This window comes from Streptomyces sp. NPDC001717, from assembly GCF_042892775.1.
Classification (GTDB): domain Bacteria; phylum Actinomycetota; class Actinomycetes; order Streptomycetales; family Streptomycetaceae; genus Streptomyces.
In genome coordinates this window covers 67,791-89,603 of the sequence record NZ_JBIAUK010000010.1, presented here as the reverse complement: position 1 = coordinate 89,603, position 21,813 = coordinate 67,791, and the positions used below count along the sequence as shown (strand labels likewise).

At 71.5% G+C, this 21,813-nt stretch carries 17 protein-coding genes; 4 read left to right on the top strand and 13 right to left on the bottom strand.

Annotated features, from left to right (window positions below):
* Positions 1–53: 53 nt before the first annotated feature.
* Positions 54–1,319 carry a DUF4192 domain-containing protein gene (locus ACFYZL_RS18770; RefSeq protein WP_388680102.1) on the bottom strand — a complete coding sequence of 422 codons (1,266 nt, stop codon included), beginning with the start codon at positions 1,317–1,319 and terminating at the stop codon, positions 54–56.
* A 123-nt stretch (positions 1,320–1,442) separates the two neighbouring features.
* Here ACFYZL_RS18770 and ACFYZL_RS18765 point away from each other — a divergent pair, with 123 nt between their 5' ends.
* Positions 1,443–3,602: a RecQ family ATP-dependent DNA helicase gene (locus ACFYZL_RS18765; RefSeq protein ID WP_388680100.1), complete on the top strand. Its 2,160-nt coding sequence runs from the start codon at positions 1,443–1,445 to the stop codon at positions 3,600–3,602.
* A 214-nt stretch (positions 3,603–3,816) separates the two neighbouring features.
* Positions 3,817–4,446, top strand: coding sequence for a hypothetical protein (locus tag ACFYZL_RS18760; RefSeq protein ID WP_388680097.1), 630 nt, complete (start codon positions 3,817–3,819; stop codon positions 4,444–4,446).
* Between the two features lie 177 nt (positions 4,447–4,623).
* On the opposite strand, the gene ACFYZL_RS18755 is transcribed toward ACFYZL_RS18760, so the two are convergent.
* The 3 genes from ACFYZL_RS18755 to ACFYZL_RS18745 all read right to left on the bottom strand — a co-directional run bounded on the left by ACFYZL_RS18755 (position 4,624) and on the right by ACFYZL_RS18745 (position 6,907).
* Positions 4,624–5,304 (bottom strand): hypothetical protein, encoded by a 681-nt coding sequence (locus ACFYZL_RS18755; RefSeq protein WP_384746194.1) that lies wholly within the window; start codon positions 5,302–5,304, stop codon positions 4,624–4,626.
* An 8-nt stretch (positions 5,305–5,312) separates the two neighbouring features.
* Positions 5,313–6,023, bottom strand: coding sequence for a ribonuclease HII (locus ACFYZL_RS18750; RefSeq protein WP_384746193.1), 711 nt, complete (start codon positions 6,021–6,023; stop codon positions 5,313–5,315).
* A gap of 281 nt (positions 6,024–6,304) precedes the next feature.
* Positions 6,305–6,907 carry a TetR/AcrR family transcriptional regulator gene (locus ACFYZL_RS18745; protein WP_388680236.1) on the bottom strand — a complete coding sequence of 201 codons (603 nt, stop codon included), beginning with the start codon at positions 6,905–6,907 and terminating at the stop codon, positions 6,305–6,307.
* A 154-nt stretch (positions 6,908–7,061) separates the two neighbouring features.
* On the opposite strand from ACFYZL_RS18745, the gene ACFYZL_RS18740 reads away from it, so the two are divergent.
* Positions 7,062–8,615, top strand: a complete 1,554-nt coding sequence (locus ACFYZL_RS18740; RefSeq protein WP_388680092.1) for an MFS transporter — start codon at positions 7,062–7,064, stop codon at positions 8,613–8,615.
* Between the two features lie 72 nt (positions 8,616–8,687).
* On the opposite strand, the gene ACFYZL_RS18735 is transcribed toward ACFYZL_RS18740, so the two are convergent.
* The 8 genes from ACFYZL_RS18735 to nrdR all read right to left on the bottom strand — a co-directional run bounded on the left by ACFYZL_RS18735 (position 8,688) and on the right by nrdR (position 18,382).
* Complete coding sequence (locus ACFYZL_RS18735) at positions 8,688–10,427, bottom strand: DUF4153 domain-containing protein (RefSeq protein WP_388680089.1); 1,740 nt, start codon at positions 10,425–10,427, stop codon at positions 8,688–8,690.
* Between the two features lie 207 nt (positions 10,428–10,634).
* Positions 10,635–11,552 carry an ADP-ribosylglycohydrolase family protein gene (locus ACFYZL_RS18730; RefSeq protein ID WP_388680086.1) on the bottom strand — a complete coding sequence of 306 codons (918 nt, stop codon included), beginning with the start codon at positions 11,550–11,552 and terminating at the stop codon, positions 10,635–10,637.
* Positions 11,553–11,563: 11 nt separating this feature from the next.
* The gene (locus tag ACFYZL_RS18725; RefSeq protein WP_388680084.1) at positions 11,564–12,223 is read right to left on the bottom strand and encodes a histidine phosphatase family protein; all 660 of its coding nucleotides are present in this window, start codon (positions 12,221–12,223) and stop codon (positions 11,564–11,566) included.
* 106 nt (positions 12,224–12,329) lie between these two features.
* Positions 12,330–12,935: a YdbC family protein gene (locus ACFYZL_RS18720; RefSeq protein ID WP_329378496.1), complete on the bottom strand. Its 606-nt coding sequence runs from the start codon at positions 12,933–12,935 to the stop codon at positions 12,330–12,332.
* Positions 12,936–12,967: 32 nt separating this feature from the next.
* Positions 12,968–13,804, bottom strand: a complete 837-nt coding sequence (locus ACFYZL_RS18715) for an arylamine N-acetyltransferase (protein ID WP_388680081.1) — start codon at positions 13,802–13,804, stop codon at positions 12,968–12,970.
* A gap of 158 nt (positions 13,805–13,962) precedes the next feature.
* The gene (locus tag ACFYZL_RS18710) at positions 13,963–14,652 is read right to left on the bottom strand and encodes a DUF6215 domain-containing protein (protein WP_388680079.1); all 690 of its coding nucleotides are present in this window, start codon (positions 14,650–14,652) and stop codon (positions 13,963–13,965) included.
* Between the two features lie 185 nt (positions 14,653–14,837).
* Complete coding sequence (locus ACFYZL_RS18705) at positions 14,838–17,729, bottom strand: vitamin B12-dependent ribonucleotide reductase (RefSeq protein WP_384753664.1); 2,892 nt, start codon at positions 17,727–17,729, stop codon at positions 14,838–14,840.
* Positions 17,730–17,869: 140 nt separating this feature from the next.
* Positions 17,870–18,382: a transcriptional regulator NrdR gene (gene nrdR, locus ACFYZL_RS18700; RefSeq protein ID WP_384579736.1), complete on the bottom strand. Its 513-nt coding sequence runs from the start codon at positions 18,380–18,382 to the stop codon at positions 17,870–17,872.
* A 467-nt stretch (positions 18,383–18,849) separates the two neighbouring features.
* Between nrdR and lexA the strand changes: the two genes are divergently transcribed.
* Positions 18,850–19,644, top strand: coding sequence for a transcriptional repressor LexA (gene lexA / locus ACFYZL_RS18695; RefSeq protein WP_384579735.1), 795 nt, complete (start codon positions 18,850–18,852; stop codon positions 19,642–19,644).
* 148 nt (positions 19,645–19,792) lie between these two features.
* Here the strand turns inward: lexA and ACFYZL_RS18690 are convergent, their stop codons facing one another.
* The gene (locus ACFYZL_RS18690; RefSeq protein ID WP_384753668.1) at positions 19,793–21,763 is read right to left on the bottom strand and encodes an ATP-dependent DNA helicase; all 1,971 of its coding nucleotides are present in this window, start codon (positions 21,761–21,763) and stop codon (positions 19,793–19,795) included.
* Between the last annotated feature and the right edge of the window lie 50 nt (positions 21,764–21,813).

Sequence of the window (21,813 nt, the reverse complement as noted above, 5' to 3'; positions counted from 1 at the left end):
GGTGCGGCGCGGGCGGCGTACCGGGGTGCCGCACGGGGCCTGCGGTCGCGGGCTCACTGGTCGCTCCTCGTGGTGCGGCGGGACGGGCGGCGGTTGGTGCTCCGCTCCCGGCGGCCGGGCGGACGGCTGCCCGCCTTGGGACGCCCGCGCCGTGGCTCGCGGCGGCTGCGCTCCTCCCGAAGGCACTGCCTGAGCCCTTCGGGGTCGATGCCCTCGTTGCAGGCGTGGTGGAGCAGTTGGGCGAAGCGGTACTCGGCGTCGGCCCGCAGGGCGAGGCCCAGTGCGATGCGGGCGGTCGGTTCGTCCCCGGTGGACCAGGAGACCCAGCCGGCGAGGGTGAGCGGGGCCGCCGCGTGCTCGCCGTAGGCCCCGACGCAGCGCCGGGCCAGGACCCGCCAGAGCCGTAGGGCGGGGGCGGCCTCCTCGCCCTCCATCCATTCGGCGGCGACGTCCCGGATCCGGCGGTCCTGGAGGCCGAGGATCAGCGCGGCCGCCTCGTCGTGGGTGAGCAGCGCGTCGTCCCAGTCGTCGGCCAGCGGCCCTCCTTCGACGGGCAGGGCGCGGGCCATGCGCCGCATCAGGGTTCCGGCCAGTGCGACGGTCTCGGCGCCGACCTCCTCCCTGGTCGCCCCGTCGAGGATCTTCGGCACCAGGGCCCCGGCGGCCCGGTCCAGGGCTCGTTCCATCTCCTGTGCGACGGCCCCGCTCAGCGGCGCCAGCCGTCGTTCGATCTCCCTGAGGGAACCCCGGACCTGGAGCCCCGCGAAGGTGGCCTCGGCGGCCAGCACCGAGGTTCCGGCGGCGGGCATCGGGCTGCCTTCGGCCGGGCAGCAGTGCCCGTCGGGGCAGACGTAGGACCAGAACCGGCCCGCGGAGAGGCACAGGGCCTCCAGTACGGGCACGTCCAGTTCGCCGCAGGCCAGCCTGATCCGCTGGGCGAGCGGGCGCAGCCGGGTCATCACCCGCTGCCCGCTCTCCTCCCCTCGCGGCTCCTGGCAGAGGAAGACGACGATGCCGTCGGGCTTGCCGCCGCGCCGTGCGCTGCCGCGGATCAGGCAGTCCGCGACCTGCCGTGCGGTGTCCTCCCATTCGGCGGTGGCCGTGGGGATGCCGACGCGGAGCCGGCCGCCGAAGCGGCCTCCCTCGCCGTGCACGGCGACCATGACGAGGGAATCGGTGGGGTGGAACCCGAGCATGTAGGGCAGCGCGTCGGCCAGTTCGGCCGGGCTGCGCAGGGTGATCTGTGGTTCGGTCGCGGCTCCGGGCGTGCTGACGGAGGGGCGCTCGGACGGGGTGCGTGATTCGTGGCTGTTCGTCATGCCACGAAGATCCCGGCGGTGATCCGATCCCGAAAGCCCTGTGGATAACTGTTTACCATTCAACATCCACACGGCAGTGGGCCGCATTGGCGCGATGTCAGAGACATCGGGTTGCATGGGGGCATGAACGCAGACCTGAGGTCCTCGGCCGACTCCGTACTGGCCCGTCTCGTGGGCGACCCCACGGGCACCGCTCGGTTGCGCGAGGACCAATGGCTCGCGATCGAGGCCCTCGTCGCGCACAAGCGGCGGGCGCTGGTGGTACAGCGCACCGGCTGGGGCAAGTCCGCCGTCTACTTCGTCGCGACCTCGCTGCTCCGCGCGGCCGGCGCCGGCCCCACCGTGATCGTCTCCCCGCTCCTCGCGCTGATGCGCAATCAGGTCGAGGCCGCGGCCCGGGCCGGAATCCGCGCCCACACCATCAATTCGGCCAATCCCGAGGAGTGGGAGGGGATCCAGGCCGAGGTGGCGGCGGGCGAGGTCGACGTCCTGCTGGTGAGCCCGGAACGGCTCAACAACCCCGACTTCCGCGACCAGGTGCTGCCCAAGCTGTCCGCCGCGACCGGACTGCTCGTGGTCGACGAGGCGCACTGCATCTCCGACTGGGGGCACGACTTCCGCCCCGACTACCGCCGGCTGCGCACCATGCTCGCCGACCTCCCGCCGGGCGTCCCGGTCCTGGCCACCACCGCCACGGCCAATGCGCGGGTGACCGCCGACGTGGCCGAACAGCTGGGCACAGGGGCCGGTACGGACGCCCTGGTGCTCCGCGGCCCGCTGGACCGCGAGAGCCTGAGCCTGGCCGTACTGACCCTTCCCGACGCCGCGCACCGGCTGGCCTGGCTCGCCGACCACCTCGGGGAGCTGCCCGGCTCCGGAATCATCTACACGCTGACGGTGGCGGCCGCCGAGGAGGTCACCGCGTACCTGCGCCACCGCGGTCACACCGTCGCCTCGTACATGGGCAAGACGGAGAACGCCGACCGGCAGCAGGCCGAGGAGGACCTCCAGGCCAACCGGGTCAAGGCCCTGGTGGCGACCTCCGCCCTCGGCATGGGCTTCGACAAGCCCGACCTGGGGTTCGTCGTGCACCTGGGCTCGCCCTCCTCCCCCATCGCCTACTACCAGCAGGTCGGTCGCGCGGGCCGCGGAGTGGAGCACGCGGAGGTGCTGCTGCTGCCGGGCCGTGAGGACGAGGCGATCTGGCAGTACTTCGCTTCCGTGGCCTTCCCGCCGGAGGAGCAGGTGCGCCGGACCCTCGACGTCCTCGCCCAGGCCGGCCGCCCGATGTCGCTGCCCGCCTTGGAGCCGCTGGTCGACCTGCGTCGCACCCGCCTGGAGACGATGCTCAAGGTGCTCGACGTGGACGGGGCCGTGCACCGGGTCAAGGGCGGCTGGACCTCGACGGGCGAGCCGTGGGCGTACGACGCCGAGCGCTACGCGTGGGTGGCCCGCCAACGGGCCGCCGAGCAGCAGGCGATGCGCGACTACGCGGCGGCCACCGGATGCCGGATGGAGTTCCTGCGGCGCCAGCTCGACGACGAGGAGGCCGCGCCCTGCGGCCGCTGTGACAACTGTGCGGGAGCCCGGTTCACCGCGGACGTCTCCACCACCGCCCTGGACACCGCCCGCGGCGAACTCGGGCGGCCCGGCGTGGAGCTGGAGCCCCGCAAGATGTGGCCGACCGGTCTGACCGCGGTCGGCGTGGACCTCAAGGGACGCATTCCCGCCGGGGAACAGGCCTCGCCGGGACGGGCCTTGGGCCGGCTGTCGGACATCGGCTGGGGCAACCGGCTGCGCCCGATGCTCGCCCCGCACTCTGCGGACCAGCCAATTCCGGACGATGTGACGCAGGCCGTGGTGGCGGTTCTGGCCGACTGGGCACGGGGCCCGGGCGGCTGGGCCTCGGGCACGCCGGAAGCGCCCGCACGGCCGGTGGGCGTGGTCGCCCTGCCCTCGCGTTCCCGGCCCCAGCTGGTCGGTTCACTGGCCGCGCGGATCGCGGAGATCGGACGGATGCCTCTGCTCGGGACGATGGCGTACACGGATCAGGCACCGGAGTTCGGATTGCCGTCCTCCAACAGCGCCCAGCGGGTGCGGGGGCTCCACCAGGCCTTGACCGTGCCGCCTGCCCTGGCCGCGACACTCGCAGAGGCAGCGGGTCCGGTGCTCCTCGTGGACGACCGCGCGGAGAGCGGCTGGACGCTGGCCGTGGCCGCCCGGCTGCTCCGACGGGCGGGCGCGCGCGAGGTGTTCCCCCTGGTACTGGCGCTCCAGGGATAGCCGAATGCGTCATCTTCGGCGTGGCGGGGCAAGGATATGAACGGCATACCGTTGGATTCCGGTCGGCGACGGCAATTGCTCGTTGCCGCATGCTCGGAGGCCACGCGAGAATTGCAGTGCTCCCGCTCGGCTCCCCGGCGCTCTCCTGGGCCGTGCTGCGGCGCGCCCGAACTCCAGCAGTGCCCGTCCGCGGGCGGTACCCGAAGGGAGGACCGTGACCTTCGGATCCGCCCCGCCCTCGACCACGTCACTGACCATGGCCACCGGCGGCACCAGCCGGCACGGCAGACTGCTGGAACCCGCCGAATGGACGGCGTCGGGCATTCCCCTGCTGCGGAATCCACGCGAAGTCGTCAGCGGCCTGCACTCCCGACACGCTCCCAAGCCGTCGACGGCGGTCATCGCCGTCCTCGGCCCGGAGGAGCAACTCGTGGCGAGCGCGTCCTTCGCGCAGCGGTCGACCTCGGCCGACGGCTGGGAGTACCGCAACGCCCTGCTGTCCCAGCTGCGCCGCGTCCTCCCGCACGACCTGCGGCGACGCACCCCGGTGCGAACCGCGGTGCTCTTGTACTGCCGTGACGGCGACGAGCGGTGGACCGAGGAGGACGGGGCCTGGATGTGGGGGCTGCGGGACGCCTGCACCCTGCACGGCCTGCGGTGCGGCGCGTACATCACGCTCACCCGCGACGGCTGGCAGGTCCTGGGCGAGGGTCGGGGCGGCCGACGGCCGAGCGCCGACTCACGGCCCCAGCGCCTCGGAGACACCGTGGCCGAGTTCGCCCCGGTCGCCCTGCACACCGGCGGCGGCGCGGCCGAGGCCCTGCGCCGGACCGCGGCACGCTGACCACCGCGCGCGCCGACCTCTCCCTGCGAGGCGAAGAACTCCACGGCAAGGGCCTGTGCGTAGGCAGGCCCAACGGCCGTACACCCTGGAGCGGGCGTACGGCGGATCAGGCCTCGGGCTTCAGCGGGGCGGGCTCAGGCCCCGCCCCGCCCCACGCCCGTACCCGGGTACGGGGCGTCAGACGCCCGCACCCAGCACGGAGTTGATCTGCTGCGGCTCGCCGCACACGATCAGCAGCGCACCGGCCCGCGCGAGCGCGACCGGCAGGGTTCCGGCGAGCGTGCCGGTCGCTCCGCCGTTGGCCGCGACGACCACGACGGGACGCCCGGCCGCGCGCTGGACCTGCGCCGCGTCCGCGTAGAAGACGTCGTCCCCGGCGTCGTGCAGGGCCCAGTACGCGGCCTCGCCGAAGGACAGCTCGTGCGCGGCCCACGGGTGCGGGTCGCCGGTGGTGAGAACCAGGATGTCACCGGGCGCGCGCCCGGTGTCGAGCAGCAGGTCGACGGCCTCTTCGGCCGCGTCCAGCGCACCCTCGGCGGAGGCCGGGATCAGCTGGATCTGAGGCACCGCGGCCGAGACGGACGGTGCGGCGGGGGCTGCGGGAACGGGTCCGGGAGTGGCCTGCGGCGCACGCTGCGCGGGCGGTGCGGGCCGGACGGGACCGGGGCGTCCGGGCCGCGGTACGGCTACGGGACGCGGACCAGGTACGGGACGGGGGGTCGGCGCGGTGCGGCCGGCGGCCGGCGTGACGCGGGGACCCTGGGCACTCTCGTGAATCTGAGGCTCCTCGATGGCGGGGTGAGAGGCGGGTTGATGTCTATCAAACACCGGTACGAAACGTACCGGCTGGTGGCACATGGGTGCGATCAGAAATCGAAGCCGAGTTGGCCTCCGTTTTCCAGCTCCATCGATTCCTCGCTGCGGCGCACCTTCTTCAAGTGGCGCCACCGGGGCAGCGCGTCGAGGTACGACCACGAGAGCCGGTGGTACGGGGTGGGCCCCCGTTCCTCAAGTGCCGCCCGGTGTACGGGCGAGGGATATCCGGCGTTGGCGGCGAAACCGAAGTCTTCGATCCCGTCGCCCTGTTGGCCGAGTTCGGCCATCATCCGGTCACGCCTCACCTTGGCGATGACCGAGGCCGCCGCAACGGCGACGCAGGACTGGTCGCCCTTGATCACCGTCCGAACCCGCCAGGGCGGGCCGAGATAGTCGTGCTTGCCGTCGAGTATCACCGCGTCGGGCCGCACGGGGAGGGCCTCCAGGGCCCGCTCCGCCGCCAGCCTCAGAGCCGCGGTCATGCCCAGCTCGTCGATCTCCTCCGGGGAGGCGTCACCGAGGGCGTACGCCGTGACCCAGCCCTCCAGGACCTCGACGAGGGCATCGCGTCGCTTGGGCGTGAGCAGTTTGGAGTCGGTGAGACCCGCGGGCGGCCGGCGCAGACCGGTGATCGCCGCGCACACGGTGACGGGACCGGCCCAGGCCCCTCGTCCGACTTCGTCGACACCGGCGATGACCTTGGCGCCGGTGGTTGCACGGAGGGAGCGTTCGACGGTGTGGGTGGGTGCTTCGTACGGCATGGCGCCAGCAAGATTACGCCGCCACGCGCCGCCTGCACACCCCGGCCCGGCCACCGCTCCCGCGCGGCTCGCGACGAGACTCCTTCCGGGCCGGCGCGAGCCCCCCTCCGGGCCCGCCGGGCGACCGCCGCTAGGCCGCCCACCAGGCCCCTTCCGCCCAGGCCCCGCAACGCTTCCGCGGCATTTCCCGACCGCTCCGACACCCCTTCGGCGCGGCTCCCACGCCCCATCCGCGCTGCGCCCGCGCCGCCTTCGCTCCCCTCCGCGCCCCGCGCCCCGTCTCACACTCTGAGCGCCGGGACCATCACCTCGTCGATCATCGCCCCGATGTCCGCGTCCGCCCATTCGCTCCCGCGCATCTTCGCCCCGTACATCAGCAGCGCCGGAATGACGTCCACGACGTACGGACCGATGGCGTCCGGCCGGACGTCACCCCTCTCGATGCCGCGCGCCAGCAGCTCCCCGATCAGTTCCTGCGCCGGCTCGTGCAGCCCCGACCGGATGACCCCTTGGAAGCGGGCGGCATGCGCGTGGTCGCACTCGTGAAGGACCGACCGCAGAGCCAGCCCGGCCGGCGAGGACATGACGTCGCGCATCCGCACGCACAGGAGGAACAGGTCCTCCCGGATCGATCCGCGGTCGGGAATCGCGCCGATCGGCGGCAGACCGGACCGCAACACGTCGGCCACCAGGTCCGCCTTCGAGGGCCAGCGCCGGTAGACCGCCGCCTTGCCCGTCCGCGCGCCCGCCGCGACGCCCTCCATCGTGAGCGCGTGCCAGCCGACCGTGCTCAGCTGCTCCAACGCGGCGTCGAGAATCGCCCGTTCGAGTTCGGGACCCCGCCTGCGCCCCGGTGACGCCGCCGACCAGCGCGAACCCACCATCATCCGAACCTCCCACCGGCCGGCGCGCCCACCGCGCGCCCCTCGTACACATTTTCAACCTTAGTGAACGCTTGCGTTCCCTAAGACCGGGCTCCTACCGTAGGCCGAAGTGAACGGATGCGTTCACTGTTTCACTTTGGTGGGGGGATCCTCAGTGACAAGCTCTCAACTCGCCACACCCCGAATACCGGGAGCGGCCCGCCGCGAGGGGCGCCCCGGAGTGGCGCTCACCGTCATCGCCGCCTGTCAGCTCATGGTCGTCCTCGACGCGACCATCGTGAACATCGCACTCCCGCACATCCAGACCGCCCTCGCCTTCAGCACCACCGACCTCTCGTGGGTGCTCAGCGCTTACACCCTGACCTTCGGCGGCCTGCTCCTGCTGGGCGGCCGGGCCGGCGACATCCTGGGCCGGCGCCGCGTCTTCATGGCGGGAATCCTGCTCTTCACCCTGGCCTCCCTCCTCGGCGGCTTCGCCCAGGAGCCCTGGCAACTGCTCGCCGCCCGCGCCCTCCAGGGCGTCGGCGGCGCGATCGCCTCACCGACCTCGCTCGCACTGATCACCACCACCTTCGCGGAAGGCCCCGAACGCAACCGGGCCTTCGGGGTGTTCGCCGCCGTCTCGGCCGGCGGTGGCGCGATCGGCCTGCTCGCGGGAGGCATGCTGACCGAGTGGCTCGACTGGCGCTGGGTCTTCTTCGTCAACGTGCCGATCGGTGTGCTGATCGCGGTGCTCGCCCCGCTTTACATCAGCGAGTCCGAGCGTCACCCCGGCCGCTTCGACGTCGCCGGAGCACTCACCTCGACCGCCGGCATGGCCTCGCTCGTCTACGGGTTCATCCGTGCCTCCGAGGACGGCTGGCGCGACTCGCTCACCCTCGGCTCGTTCTTCGCGGCCGTCGTCCTGCTCACCTCGTTCGTGGCCGTCGAGTCGAGGGCCCGCGAGCCGATCATCCCGCTGCGGATGTTCGCCGACCGCAACCGTGCCGGCACCTACGTGATCATGCTCAGCCTCGCCGCGGCGATGTTCGGCATGTTCTTCTTCATCGTCCAGTTCGTGCAGAACGTGCTGGGCTTCAGTCCGATCCAGTCCGGGCTCGGCTTCCTGCCCGTGACCGCCGCCATCATCACGGCGGCAGGCCTCTCGCAGCGCTTCCTGCCGCGCCTCGGCCCGAAGCCCTTCATGGTCACCGGCACGGCCCTCGTCGGCACCGGGCTGACCTGGCTGACCTTCCTCCGGACGGACTCCTCGTACGTCTCCGGTGTCCTCGGCCCCATGCTGCTGTTCGGCTTCGGCATGGGCCTGAACTTCGTGACGCTCACCCTCACCGCCGTCTCCGGCGTCGCGCCCAGGGAGGCAGGCGCGGCCTCCGGTCTGCTCAACGCCAGCCAGCAGGTCGGCGGCTCGCTCGGCCTGTCCATCCTGGTCACCGTCTTCGGCACGGCCACCCGCGGCGAGGCCGAGAAGCAGACCCGGTCCTTCGTCGCCCAGGCCGATCCCGGTCAGCTGGCCGCGGCCAAGGAGTCCGGGCGACTGCCCGACCCCTGGGGGGACCTCGTGCTCGCCCACGGCATCTCCACCGCGTTCCTCGCCGCCGTGGCGATGGCGGGACTGGCCCTGGCCACCGCCGTGCTGGTGATCCGGGTACGCAAGAGCGACCTGGACGCCCTGAACGGCGCGGCCGCGAAGGCCGGTCCGGCCGCCTGAGCCCGGTACGCCGTACGAGGGGGCCCGGGCCCGGGAGCGATCCCGGGCCCGGGCCCCCTCGTGCACCGGCCGCTAGTACTCGATGCGGCTGCCGAAGGCGCCGAGGCGCGAGCACTCCTCGTACGAAGCGGTCACCGGGCGCTCCCGCAGGATCTTCCGCGCGCGGTACTCGCCCAGGCTCATCGCGTACCAGGGGACGTCCCCGGCCCGTGACATCTCGTCGTTGATACCCCGCAGGGCGCAGGACCGCCGGGGTTCGGGCAGCCGGTCGAGGGCGGGCACCGCGTCCGCCGACAGGGACTGGAAGTAGGCGAGGTCGATCTTGCCGTCGGTCTTGTAGCGGGCCACGTTGTTCTCGGCGACCATTCCGTCCGGGGACAGCAGGCCGAAGGCGAGCACGCCCGCGGCGACGCTGCCCGCGACCGCACGGGGCAGCATACGGGCGCCGAACACCCCCGCCGCCATGATCAGGACGATGACCAGCCCGAGCCACAGCTCCATCGCGGCCACCGACAGGCGCAGCCTGGTCAGTCCGTACGCGTCGACGTAGAGGTCCATCCGGCGCAGTGCGGAGGCCACGACCACCAGCGTCATCGCGCACAGCACCCCGAGGACGACGCGGACGAAGCGGCGGTCGGCCGCCCCGGCTCGCGGGGCCCAGCGCAGGGCGAGCGCGATCACGACGAGGGTGAGCAAGGTGGCCCAGAGCAGCTGCCAGAAGCCCTGCCGGGCGTACTCCGAGTAGGTGAGCCCGGTGCTGCTCAGGACCTTGTCGTAGCCGCCGAACAGGACGGCCAGCTGAACGGCGTTGAAGCCCGCGAAGAGCAGGTTCAGCACGACGAGCGGGAGCGCCCATTCGACGCGGGAGCGCGGCTTGCCCGGGGTGACCTCGATCCGGTCCCAGCGCAGCGGGGCCGCGGCGGTGCGGGCGGCGGCGAGCGCGAGGACGGCGCCGAGGGCGAAGAGGACGATCCGGAAGGGACCCTCCCCGACGGAGACGTCGGGGATGAGGTCGCCCGCCAGGTCGGCGAAGGCGGCGTCCGCGGAGGCGAAGAGCGTGCCGAAGAGCACCAGCAGGGCCGCGGCCACGGCGGTCGCCTTCAGAACGGGCAGCCAGCGGTCCTTGCTGATGCCCCCGCTGCGCGACCGCAGGCCCGTCCACGCCCAAGCGGTGCCGGTCACGGCGGACTCGAAGAGGCCGAGCGGGCTGAGCAGCACCCCGGGCCAGGTGCGGCCGCCGTGCAGGGCGAGCGCGCCGAGCAGAACGGCGGCCAGGATCGCGAGCGTGGCCGGCCAGGCGGAGTCGCGCAGGGCCGGTACGACGAGGAGCGCGAGGCAGCCGACCGCCCAGATCAGGGTCCACGGGCGGGGCGCCCGACCCGCCGCGCGGGCGGCGAAGTAGGCGGCGACGACGGCCGGCAGCACCGCGAGCGGCAGCCCGGGGCCGAGGCCGTCGCCGAGCAGCAGGGCGGTGGCGAGGCCGGCCACGAGGGCGGCGACGAGCGTGGCGAGCCGTACGGGAGCGGCTTCGGCGGGACGTATCCGTACGACCCATGTGGGTGGGGCGGAGGCCTTGGCGAGGGCCTCGGCACGCGCCCGCTGCTGGTGGGCCTGCCAGGACATCTGCGCGGCGACCTCTGGGGGCACACCGGGCTGCGGGGCTGTCGGGGCGCCGGAGGCCGCTCGTGGCCGCGGGCCGGGCGCCGCGGCCAGCGGTTCAACCGGCGCCTCGACCGGCGCCTCGACCGGATTCGCCGCCCCACCGGCGGACTCGGACGCGGTTTCATCCACGCCGTCGGCGTTCTCTGACATCAAGATCCCCTCCCAGCAGGCCGCCCCGGCATTTCGGTTCGGGGCGGCTGAGCGGACAGAGTAGGCCGAGGCAGGAAGGTTTTGAACAGGATCAAAAGGCGCTGTGGCAGGACCGTGACAAACGGAAGGGGCACCCCAACAGGGGTGCCCCCGGCCCGACTCGGGCAGGATCCGGAGCGTCCGGCGGATCGGGGCCGGACACCGCACCTAACTCGCCGCCGCCTCCGGGAGCCAGGCCGGCAGAGCCTCGGTGCGCGCCAGCCACGCGGCCGGCAGCACCTCGTCGCCGCGCGCGCCCAGCACTCCGCCGACGATGGCGCAGGTCGTGTCCACATCGCCGCCGACCTGCGCGGTGGTCCAGAACGCCCGCTCGTAGCCCTGCAGCGAACGCGCCGCAGACCACAGGGCGAAGGGCACGGTGTCGTGGGCGCTCGTGCGCCGCCCGCAACCCAGCACCGCCGCGACCGTCGTCGCGTCGCCGTAGTCCAGCATGTCCCGCGCCCGGCGCAGCCCTGCTCCCACCGCGCTGCGCGGCACCAGGGCGATCACGCCGTCCAGCAGGTCGGAGGCCTTCGGCGGACCCGCCGGATCCGCCGCGAGCGCTGCCGCGGCGGCGACGGCCATGGCCCCGCACACGGCTTCGCGGTGCTGGTGGGTGGTGTAGGCGGAGATCTCCGCCTGGTGCGTGGCCTGCTCGGGATCGTCGGCGTACCAGGCTCCGAGCGGAGCGATCCGCATGGCGGCGCCGTTGCCCCAGGAGCCCTGCCCGTTGAACAGTTCGGCGGCCAGCGTGCGCCAGTCCTCACCCTCCCGGACCAGCCGCAGCATCCGGTTCACCGCGGGTCCGTAGCCCCGGTCGAAGTCGTGGTGGTGCGCGAAGGAGCTCGCGAGCGCGTCCTGGTCGATGCGGCCGTGCTCGGCCAGCACGGCCACGACCGAGCAGGCCATCTCGGTGTCGTCGGTCCACTGCCACGTCTCGGTGCCGGCCGGCAGTTCGCGCCGCTTGAGCAGCGGGTAGTTCACGGGGACGAAGTACTGGGAGCCCAGGGCGTCCCCCAGGGCCAGCCCTCTGAGGCTGGACATGGCGCGTGCGTAGCGCCGTTCGGGAGTGGAATCAGGGGTCATCGCGGGCCACTCTAGCCGTCGAGGTCATAAGGCTCGGGTGTGGTCCACCGCTCAAACGGGCGGTCCATCCGGTAGCGGCCGTCCGGGCCGCGCATGAGGACCCGGTATTCGCCGTTCCCGGGATTGGACAGTGACTCGAACTCGGCCACCGACCAGTGGAACCACCGCATGCAGAAGAGTCGCATCGTCAGCCCGTGCGTCACGAGCAGCACGTTCTCGGGGTGGTCCGGAGCCTCGAAACTGCGGTAGAGGCTCTCCAGGAAGGACCCGACCCGGTCGTACACGTCGGCGCCCGACTCCCCCTGCGCGAAACGGTAGAAGAAGTGCCCGTACGCGTCCCGGTACGCCTTCTGGAGGCGTACGTCCTCCCGTTCCTGCCAGTTCCCCCAGTCCTGCTCGCGCAGCCTCGGCTCCTCGCGCATACGGACGCGGGTCGGGTCCAGCCGCAGCTCCCGGAAGGTCTGCAGGGTCCGCCGGTAGGGGGATACGTACGCGCTGATCGTCTCGTCGCCGAAGAGCTCGCGCAGCCGCTCACCCGCGGCCACGGCCTGTTCGCGCCCCTTCTTGGTGAGCCGCAGGGCGTGGTCGGGCTCGCGCTCGTACACCGAGTCGTCGGCGTTACCCTCCGATTCCCCGTGTCGGACAAGGACGATGCGACGTGGTCGAGACATCCCACGACCCTATTCGGCCACCGGCGGGCCGTTCGACGGGCACGCCGATCAGGGCTCGGCCGAGCCGGCGGTCGTCGTACATCCCTACCGCCATACCGTCACACGATCACACGGTCCAGGACGGTTCGAGGTCGACGACGTCACCGGTGAGGGCCTCCACATCGGCCTGGATCTGGGCCCTCAGGGAGAGCCGCTCCACCCGCTCCTGCCGGTACTTGCCGTGCTCGGCCGCCGCGTGCCACATCGACAGCACCAGGAACTCCCGGCCGGGCGCCTCCCCGAAGAGACCCCGGATCATTCCGGGCGAGCCCGCCATGGCCGGGTTCCACACCTTCTCCTGCATGAGGGCGAAGTGGTCGACCCGGCCCTCACGGATCTTGGTGTGCGCCACGCGTACGACGTCGGCGTCGGTGAACCGGGGCTCGAACCCCGTCTTCACGTCGAAGCGGTGGTCGAAGAGGGTGACGCGCAGGTCGGTGTAGGTGCCGTTCTGCGATGCGGCCAGTCGGTCGTGGCTGCGGGCCATGAAGGAGTCGTAGAAGGACCGGCTCTCCCAGAACGCGAAGACATGCGCGACCCCCTGCCGGCCCCGGCTCCAGCCGCCGCCCTGCCCCCGGAATCCCGGCTCGCCCGGCAGCCCCGCCCATTTTCGCTGCCCGCGCTCGAACCCCCGTCGGTCCGTCACCGTGCAGCGAATCCACTTGACCAGCACTGCGCCATCGTACGGGCCCGGCGCGTCCCGGGTCAGTCCCCGGCGCGGTGGATCCGCACCACTTCCGCTTCATCCCGCCCGGACAGCCGAAGACCGAACTCCCTGTCGAGCACGGCGATCAGCTCGTCCGGCCCCACGACCTCCCGCTCGACCTGCCCGTCCGGATGGAGCCGGGTGAGCTCGCGCCCGACCAGCGCGAGGCGGACGGCGTCGCCCGGGCGCTGCGCGATGACCCGGGAGACGAAGGCGGATCGGGGGTGCGTGGAGCTGTAGTGGTTCAGCACCACGTAGTCGACGGGGTGGTAGCGCTGCGGGGAGAACGCGTACAAGTCCCGCCATGCTCCCCCGCGCAGGACGCCCAGCACGAGGACGCCGGCCTCCTCCTCGCGGACGCGGTACGTCCACTCCCCCTGCCGCACCTCGACACCGGGCCGCCCGAGCGGGACGGGCTCGCAGGGCCCCTGGTAGCCGAACCCGGCGTCGCAGAGCCACGGTTCGCCCTCGACCGTGACGACGAGGACGGCGTGCGTCACGGCCGTGAGGGAGTCCCCGCGGGTGCGGTTGCGGGCACCGCGCCCGGAGACCTCGAAGCCGATCCGCTCCAGGGCAGCGGCCAGCAGCGAGTTCTGCTCGTAGCAGTACCCGCCGCGGCGGGCGTGCACGAGCTTGCCCTCGATCGCCTTCACGTCCAGCTCGACGGGGCGGCCGAGCAGTACGTCCAGGTTCTCGAAGGTGACGGCGGCGGTGTGGGCGCGGTGCACTGCGTACAACGTCCTGAGATCCGGACGGAGTTCCCCGGAGGCCGATTCCGTTCCGAATCCGATCCGGGCCAGGTAGGCGTCCAGATCCAGCTCGTCACCGCTCCACATGGCTCCCGCTCCCCGTCCTGCTCCGACTTCCAATCCCACTTCCGCTCGCGTCCCCACTTCCGCTCGCGTCCCCACTTCCGCTCGCGTCCCCACTTCCGCTCGCGCCCCCACTTCCGCTCGCGCCCCCACTTCCGTTCGCATCCCCAGCTCTGGCTCCGTCATCCGGCGGCCCACCCCGGGGCCGCCGGCAGCACCTGCTCGGCGACCCGGAACAGCGCCCAATCATCGGGCGTCCTGTCGTCCTGTCGCCACACGACGACCTCGAACCAACCACCCTCGTCCCGCGGGCTCTTGGCCACGAGCAGCCGCCGGGCGATCCCGCCCTGGCCCACCGTGCTCTTCCCACCGTCGAGCCTGAACGTGAGGGCCATGGTCCGGTCCGAGTAGAGGGCCGCCGGGTGGCCCAGGACCGTCGTACGCTCGACGGACGCTCCCAGAAGACCGGCCATGTCGCCGACCTTGAGCGCACCGGTGGACGCCGACAGCTTCACGGAGTGGGCCGTCAGGCCGACCTCCGCCTCGGGGGAAACGGTCTTCCTGCCGTCGGCATGGGTGAACTCGCCGCCCTTCCCGGAGGCGTTGCGCACCATGTCCCGCGGCGTGCCCAGGAGCGCCGGCAGGTCCGGCCGGTTGAGCGCCCTGCACAGCTGCGCCCCGGTCTCGTCCGCCTCCGACCGACCCTCCGACCCGGACGGACAGACCGCCGGCTTCGGATCCACGGCCTTCGCGTCGAGGGAATCCCTGGCCACCCATGCCACCGCGGCCAGCCCTCCGACCAGCACCACCGCCATGACGGCCTGCGCCGCCGCGTTCACGCCCGTCCCGGATCCGGCCCCGTTCTCGGCCACGTCCCCCGCCCCTTCCCCCGCTGATCACACGTGCGGGCTGGAGACTAACCGGTGATCGTTTGGGCGGGAAACGAGTATCCGGCCCCCTTGCCCGGAGACGGGCATGGCGAAGGGGACCGGCCACCGGCCGGTCCCCTTCGTCGTACTACCGGTCAGCGGGCCCAGGGCCTACCGACCTGCCGGCATCAGCTGCAGCCGCTGGTGGAGCCGCAGCCCTCGCAGATGTAGCAGGAACCGGCGCGCTGCATCTTCGTACCGCAGGAGAAGCAGAGCGGAGCGTCGGCGGAGACGCCGAGCTGCATCTCGACCAGTTCGGCGTTGCTGTGCGCCGTCTTCGGAGCCGGGACCGGGACGGTGACCGCGGCCGGCTTCGGGGCCGAAGGCACCGCGGCGAGCGGGGCCGACTGGGCCAGAGCCTCGGTGTCCAGCTCCTCCTCGATGGGCTCGTAGGAGCCGGTCTCCAGGTGGCGCTGGCGCTCCTCGGCGGTGTGGATGCCGAGGGCCGAGCGGGTCTCGAAGGGCAGGAAGTCCAGCGCCAGGCGGCGGAAGATGTAGTCGACGATCGACTGCGCCATCCGCACGTCCGGGTCGTCCGTCATGCCGGCCGGCTCGAAGCGCATGTTCGTGAACTTCGAGACGTAGGTCTCCAGCGGCACGCCGTACTGGAGGCCGACGGAGACGGCGATCGAGAAGGCGTCCATCATGCCTGCGAGCGTCGAGCCCTGCTTGGACATCTTCAGGAAGACCTCGCCGAGACCGTCGTCCGGGTAGGAGTTGGCGGTCATGTAGCCCTCGGCGCCACCCACCGTGAAGGAGGTGGTGATGCCCGGGCGGCCCTTGGGGAGGCGCTTGCGGACGGGGCGGTACTCGATGACCTTCTCGACGGCGGCGCGGATGGTCTCCTCCGTCTTGGCGGTGACCTCCTCCTTCTCCTCTTCCTTCTTCTTGGCGGAGAGGGGCTGGCCGACCTTGCAGTTGTCGCGGTAGATCGCGAGCGCCTTGACGCCCATCTTCCACGCCTCGAAGTAGATCTCCTCGATCTCCTCGACGGTCGCCGTCTCCGGCATGTTGACCGTCTTCGAGATCGCGCCGGAGATCCAGGGCTGGATCGCGGCCATCATGCGGACGTGGCCCATCGCGGAGATGGAACGCTCGCCCATGGCGCAGTCGAAGACCTCGTAGTGCTCGGTCTTCAGGCCCGGGGCGTCGACGACCACGCCGTGCTCGGCGATGTGGGCGACGATCGCCTCGATCTGCTCCTCCTGGTAACCCAGGCGGCGCAGGGCCTGCGGGACGGTGCCGTTGACGATCTGCATCGAGCCGCCGCCGACGAGCTTCTTGAACTTGACCAGGGCCAGGTCCGGCTCGACACCGGTGGTGTCGCAGGACATCGCGAGACCGATGGTGCCGGTCGGCGCGAGGACGGAGGCCTGGGAGTTGCGGAAGCCGTTCTTCTCGCCGAGGCGCAGGACGTCCTGCCAGGCCTCGGTGGCCGCGGCCCAGATCGCGTTGTCGAGGTCCTCGGTGCGCGGCGCGGCGGCGTTGGCGTCCGCGTGCTGCTTCATGACGCGCTTGTGCGACTCGGCGTTGCGGGCGTAGCCGTCGTACGGGCCGACGATCGCGGCCAGCTCGGCGGAGCGCTTGTACGCGGTACCGGTCATGAGGGAGGTGATCGACGCGGCGAGCGTGCGGCCGCCGTTCGAGTCGTACGCGTGGCCGGTGGCCATCAGCAGGGCGCCGAGGTTGGCGTAGCCGATGCCCAGCTGGCGGAAGGCGCGGGTGTTCTCGCCGATCTTCTGCGTCGGGAAGTCGGCGAAGCAGATGGAGATGTCCATCGCGGTGATGACGAGCTCGACGACCTTGGCGAAGCGCTCGGCGTCGAAGGACTGGTTGCCCTTGCCGTCGTCGTTCAGGAACTTCATCAGGTTGAGCGAGGCGAGGTTGCAGGACGTGTTGTCCAGGTGCATGTACTCGCTGCAGGGGTTGGACGCGGTGATGCGGCCGGACTCGGGGCAGGTGTGCCAGTTGTTGATCACACCGTCGTACTGGATGCCCGGGTCGGCACAGGCCCACGCGGCCTCGGCCAGCTTGCGGAAGAGCGCCTTGGCGTCGACCTTCTCGATGACCTCGCCGGTCATGCGGGCGCGCAGGCCGAACTCGGTGCCGTTCTCCACGGCCGTCATGAACTCGTCGTTCACGCGGACGGAGTTGTTGGCGTTCTGGTACTGGACGGACGTGATGTCGTCGCCGCCCAGGTCCATGTCGAAGCCCGCGTCGCGCAGGGCGCGGATCTTCTCCTCCTCCTTCACCTTGGTCTCGATGAAGGCCTCGACGTCCGGGTGGTCCACGTCCAGGACGACCATCTTGGCCGCGCGGCGGGTGGCGCCGCCCGACTTGATCGTTCCTGCGGACGCGTCGGCGCCGCGCATGAAGGAGACCGGACCCGAGGCGTTGCCGCCGGAGGACAGGAGCTCCTTGGAGGAGCGGATGCGGGAGAGGTTCAGGCCGGCGCCGGAGCCGCCCTTGAAGATCATTCCCTCTTCCTTGTACCAGTCGAGGATCGACTCCATGGAGTCGTCGACGGCCAGGATGAAGCAGGCGGAGACCTGCTGCGGCTGGGGAGTGCCGACGTTGAACCACACCGGGGAGTTGAAGCTGAAGATCTGGTGCAGGAGGGCGTAGGTCAGCTCGTGCTCGAAGATCTCCGCGTCGGCGGGCGACGAGAAGTAGTCGTAGTCCTCGCCGGCCTTCGTGTAGGTCTTCACGATCCGGTCGATCAGCTGCTTCAGACCGGTCTCGCGCTGCGGGGTGCCGACCGCACCGCGGAAGTACTTGCTGGTGACGATGTTGACCGCGTTCACCGACCAGAAGTCGGGGAACTCGACGCCGCGCTGCTCGAAGTTGACCGAGCCGTCGCGCCAGTTGGTCATGACGACGTCACGACGCTCCCAGCTCACCTCGTCGTAAGGGTGCACGCCGGGGGTGGTGTGGATGCGCTCGATACGCAGGCCGCCCTTGGCGGCCTTGGTCCCCTTGGCGCGGGAACCACGTGCCGAGCTGCTCGCCGTCTCTGTCATGCCGCCTCCCAATGCGGGCAAAACGCCCTAAAGTGCCAGCGCTATTCCGCGGCACGGTGCTGTGTATCTGTATCTACGTCTCTTCGCTCGGCTGACCGGCCACACCGCGGCGCCTGGGCTCCACGGCGAGGGCCGTCCGGTCAGTCGGCGGCGGAGGCGGGCACGGGGACCGAACCGGTCCCCCCGGGCTCGCACTCTTCGGGGTGAGGCCGCGGCTCGCGCAGTTCCGCGATGGCGGTCTCGAAGTCTTCAAGGGTGTCGAAAGCTTTGTAAACGGACGCGAACCGCAGGTACGCGACCAGGTCGAGCTCCTGCAACGGACCGAGGATGGCCAGACCCACGTCGTGGGTGGTCAGCTCGGCACTTCCGGTGGCGCGCACCGCCTCCTCGACCCGCTGGCCGAGCTTGGCGAGGGCGTCCTCGGTGACCGGCCGCCCCTGGCACGCCTTGCGCACGCCGGAGATGACCTTGGTACGGCTGAAGGGTTCGGTCACCCCGCTGCGCTTGATCACCATCAGCGAGGCCGTCTCCACCGTCGTGAAACGACGGGAGCAGTCGGGGCACTGACGGCGCCTGCGGATCGACGTGCCGTCGTCCGTGGTGCGACTGTCGACGACACGGCTGTCGGGGTGCCTGCAGAAGGGGCAGTGCATGGTTCCCTCACCCTCCCTCTTGGCACGACTGAATCACCCCACGGGGCCCCTGAACGACAGGGACAAGCTCTGTCGGGGGCTCGTGAAGCAGCCACAAGCATATGCGATGCCGGGACCCTCGGCAGACCGAGGACCACAACCTCTGGGTGGCAGCGCTCATCCAACCACTAGATCTTGGGTTGCGGCGGATTTAACCCACTCCGCGTGTCGCACCGTCCGATAGCCGGATGCGAGGCCCCGCGGTGCCACACTGGGCACAGCCCCGAAGGCGGCGACCCGACCGGGAAGGGTACCGTAAGCAGCGGGCGCCGAGCCGAACCCGTGTTCGGCCGACCGAGCGTCTATACACCTCTCGATATGCCCACGCGGGACGATCTGCGATTTTTCACTCGAACGTGTGTTTGGCGCAACCTTTCGAAAGCTACTACCGTTGTCCAGCTAGGGAGAACATTTCGAGAGGGGCCGACGTGACCACGACCGCAGACAGTGCCACCATCACTGCCCAGAACCGCTCCCAGAGCCGACTCGAGCCGGTGCATGCCATGAACGACGCAAACCTGAATCCGGAGGCGGAGCCCGTCGTACGCCCCGCACGCTCGCTGCCAGGTCGACCTCCAGGCATCCGCGCCGACAGCTCCGGGCTCACGGACCGGCAGCGGCGGGTCATCGAGGTCATCCGCGACTCCGTGCAGCGTCGGGGTTACCCGCCGTCGATGCGGGAGATCGGCCAGGCCGTCGGCCTGTCGAGCACGTCGTCCGTCGCCCACCAGCTGATGGCCCTGGAGCGGAAGGGCTTCCTGCGGCGCGATCCGCACCGCCCCCGCGCCTACGAGGTGCGCGGCTCCGACCAGCCGAGCTCGCAGCCCACGGACACCACGGGCAAGCCGGCCGCGTCCTACGTTCCTCTGGTCGGCCGGATCGCGGCAGGCGGCCCGATCCTCGCCGAGGAGTCCGTCGAGGACGTGTTCCCGCTCCCCCGCCAGCTCGTGGGCGACGGTGAGCTGTTCGTCCTCAAGGTCGTCGGCGACTCGATGATCGAGGCCGCCATCTGCGACGGCGACTGGGTCACGGTGCGTCGTCAGCCGGTCGCGGAGAACGGCGACATCGTCGCCGCGATGCTGGACGGCGAGGCCACCGTCAAGCGCTTCAAGCGCGAGGACGGCCATGTGTGGCTCCTGCCGCACAACGCCGCCTACCAGCCGATTCCCGGCGACGAGGCGACCATCCTCGGCAAGGTCGTCGCGGTACTGCGTCGGGTCTGACACCCGCCGCCCCCATCCAGCCCCCGGGACCCACTGCGCCGGTCCCGGGGGTTGCCGCCTTCTGCGGCTAAATCGCCGCCGCTCTCGCGAAGGCGGTCTCCCGCCGTTGGGGTTGCTCAATTGATGGTTGCTGCTCGTGCCCCCGAAACTACTTGCCGTCGGCCTTCGCGGTGGCGTCGATGGCGGCCAGGGAGCGGCGGGCCTGGTTGCGGTCCGTGGTGTACCAGAAGTCCGGCAGAGTGGCCCGCAGGAAGCTCCCGTAGCGGGCCGTGGCCAGCCGCGGGTCCAAGACCGCGACGACACCCCGGTCGCCCGAGGCTCGTACGAGGCGACCCGCGCCCTGGGCCATCAGCAGGGCCGCGTGCGTGGCGGCGACGGCCATGAAGCCGTTCCCGCCGTGCTCCTCCACCGACTTCTGGCGGGCGCTCATCAGCGGGTCGTCGGGGCGCGGGAAGGGGATCCTGTCCATCACCACGAGCTGGCAGCTGGGACCGGGAACGTCCACTCCCTGCCAGAGCGACAGCGTCCCGAACAGGCAGGTCTTCGGGTCGGCCGCGAAGGTCTTGATCAGCTCACCGAGCGTCTCCTCGCCCTGGAGCAGGATCGGGTTGTCGAGCCGGCCGCGCAGCTCCTCGGCAGCCGCCTTGGCGCCGCGCATGGAGGAGAACAACCCGAGCGTGCGGCCGCCGGCCGCCTCGATCAGCTCGGCGAGTTCGTCCATCATGTCGCCGCGGGTCCCCTCGCGGCCCGGCGTGGCCAGGTGTTTGGCGACGTAGAGGATGCCCTGCTTCGGGTAGTCGAAGGGCGAGCCGACGTCCAGGCCCTTCCAGGCCGGTACGTCGTCCCCCTCGACCCCCTCGGGTGAGAGCCCCAGCGAGGCCGCGACGCCGTTGAAGTCGCCGCCGAGCTTGAGGGTGGCCGAGGTCAGGACCACCGAGCGGTCCTCGAACAGCTTCTCCCGGAGCAGGCCGGACACGGACAGCGGGGCGACCCGGACGGTCGCGCCGAAGCGGTCGTGGCGCTCGTACCAGACGACGTCGTACTCGGAGCCGTTGGTGATCCGCTCCGCCACCGTGTGGATGCCCTCGACCCCGGCCAGGGCCTGCTTGCGGACCGCGTCCTCGTCGTGGACGGACTTGTCGCGGGTCGCACCGATCGCGGAGATCACATTGCGCGAGGCGTCCCGCAGCGCCATCAGCGCGTAGCCGAGGTCCTCGGGGAGCACTTCGAGGCGGCCCGGGAGCGCCAGCTCCATGACCCGTTCGAAGGTCTCCGCGGCGGTCTGCAGGGAGTCCGCGATCTTCTCGTCGACCAGCTTGGCCGCACGCTTCACGGCCCTGTTGACCTGGCCCGGGGTGAGCTCGCCGGTGGCGACCCCGGTCACGCGGGAGACCAGCTCGTGCGCCTCGTCCACGATCAACACCTCGTGCTGGGGCAGCACGGGGGCGCCCTCGATGGCGTCGATGGCGAGCAGGGCGTGGTTGGTGACGACCACGTCCGCGAGCTTGGCGCGCTCGCGGGCGGCCTCGGCGAAGCACTCGGCCCCGTACGCGCACTTCGTCGCCCCCAGGCACTCACGGGAGGAGACGGAGATCTGCCCCCAGGCCTTGTCGGAGACGCCCGGGGTCAGATCGTCGCGGTCGCCGGTCTCCGTCTCGTCGGCCCAGTCCCGCAGGCGCAGCAGGTCCTTGCCGAGCTTGCTCGTGGGGGTGGCCGCCTCGAACTGGTCGAAGAGACCCTCCTCCTCGTCCTGCGGCGCGCCCTCGTGCAGACGGTGCAGGCACAGGTAGTTGGACCGGCCCTTGAGCATGGCGAACTGCGGGCGGCGGCGCAGCTGCGGGTGCAACGCCTCCACCGTCCGCGGCAGGTCGCGCTCGACGAGCTGCCGCTGCAGGGCGAGGGTCGCCGTGGCCACGACCACGCGCTCTCCGTGGGCGAGGGCCGGCACCAGGTATCCGAGGGACTTTCCGGTGCCGGTGCCGGCCTGGATGAGCCGGTGGGAGGTGTCGTCGATCGCTTCGGCGACGGCTTCGGCCATGGCCACCTGGCCGGGACGCTCCGTACCGCCGACGGCGGAGACGGCGGCGTGCAGCAGGTCGGGGAGGGAGGGCTTCGTCATAGCACTCCCAACCCTACGGGGCCGCACCGACAGTGAGCGCACCGGCGAGG